At 37.0% G+C, this 649-nt stretch carries 1 protein-coding gene; it reads left to right on the top strand.

Annotation, left to right across the window (positions count from 1 at the left end; translation table 11 throughout):
• Window positions 1-649: MobA/MobL family protein (locus FD47_RS14720; protein WP_162260766.1), on the top strand; the 649-nt coding region annotated here is incomplete at both ends.

The following is a 649-nucleotide window of genomic DNA, read 5'->3' as shown; positions in this document are numbered from 1 at the left end:
TTAACCAATCGCCCATTTAACCCCGATGGTAGTTGGGGATTAAAAGCAAAGACGCAGTACATTAAAGATGAAAATGGCAAGCAACTTTTAACCAAAAGCGGGTTTCCAAAACAAAGAAAAATTTGGTTGGTTGATTGGGATAAAAAGGAAAAAATTAATGAGTGGCGGCATAACTGGGCAACAAGTGTTAATCAGTCTTTAGCACAAAAAAATATTCCGGATCGGATTAGTGAAAAATCGTTTGTCGATCAAGGAATTCAAGAGACACCTACCCAACACGAAGGCATTAACAGCCAAAGAAAAAATCGAAAAGCATTTAATCAACAAGTTAGCGCACAAAGAAGCGCCCAAGCTAAATATCATAATCTTGACGAAAAGATAAGAAATCATGAACATTTTGACGCGTTAACTGACGAGCTATCGTTCTCTGAAAAACACACAATTAGTCATCTAAGTCAGCAATTGAAAACCTATGTCGATTTAGAACATTTAGATGATAAACAGCGCATGCTGTTTAATTGGAAAAACAGCTTATTAATCAAACATGCCATTGGTGAAGATGTAACCAAGCAACTGCTGACTATTGACCAGCAAACGACATCACTAGAACAAGCTAATCAGTTGTTAAATAAAGTGGTGGAACGAGCAA

Origin of the sequence: Lentilactobacillus parafarraginis DSM 18390 = JCM 14109 (assembly GCF_001435895.1) — a bacterium.
Taxonomy (GTDB): domain Bacteria; phylum Bacillota; class Bacilli; order Lactobacillales; family Lactobacillaceae; genus Lentilactobacillus; species Lentilactobacillus parafarraginis.
Note: the sequence above shows the minus strand (reverse complement) of the source record. Positions and strands in the feature narration are given on the sequence as shown.